At 36.8% G+C, this 628-nt stretch carries 1 pseudogene; it reads right to left on the bottom strand.

The features are described 5' to 3' along the window. Nucleotides 1-170: 170 nt before the first annotated feature. A pseudogene (locus PGW42_RS15815) lies at nt 171-467 on the bottom strand (transposase); the annotation flags it as partial. Between the last annotated feature and the right edge of the window lie 161 nt (nt 468-628).

Below are 628 nucleotides of genomic sequence, written 5' to 3'. Positions count from 1 at the left end.
CAAAGTCGCGTCCCTTTAGCCGATAGCTATGGGGATTCAATCGTTGCTCTTTTCCTTAAGTTTATCATACCGGATGTTTTGGTAAAAGTTTTTTTCTTCAAGAAATCAATTTCAGGCATGACAAACAAACCTCCTATGCGGAAGTCATTTATTCTATGCAATTGTAGATTTTAACATCTCATATGTGCACGAAAAGAAGAACTGTATTTATCTTTGCGGGGTGATACCATATTCCCTCCGCAAGAAGAACATTTGCATACATCGATTAGCAGGTTTCTGCAGTGAGTTATCTTTTTTCTCTTGTTTCTACATGATAGCAGACCATAGTGCCGGATTCTGACAAATCGTTTGGGAGGAACATGCATCATGAATCGACGGATGAATTCTTCTCCTGAAATTGTTTTCTCTTTCCAGCAGCCTTCGTTTTTATAGTCTTTTACTACATATGTAACTGTCGTATCTGTCATGGATTGCATTAGCATAATAAAACCGCTTGTCAGAAAAGCGGTCAAATGGTATTCTTTTCATAGGCAGTGGTGTCTTTCTGTATTGAATTGTTTTGTGTGGTAACTTTACAATATCAAATACTGGTAAGAATTGCCATTGCCTATTTTATTATTGAGAAAAA

Source organism: Coprococcus sp. TM115-187 (genome assembly GCF_027679115.1).
Classification (GTDB): Bacteria; Bacillota; Clostridia; order Lachnospirales; family Lachnospiraceae; genus Allocoprococcus; species Allocoprococcus comes.
The sequence above is the reverse complement of the archived record's forward strand: the minus strand, read 5'-3'. Positions and strand labels throughout refer to the sequence as shown.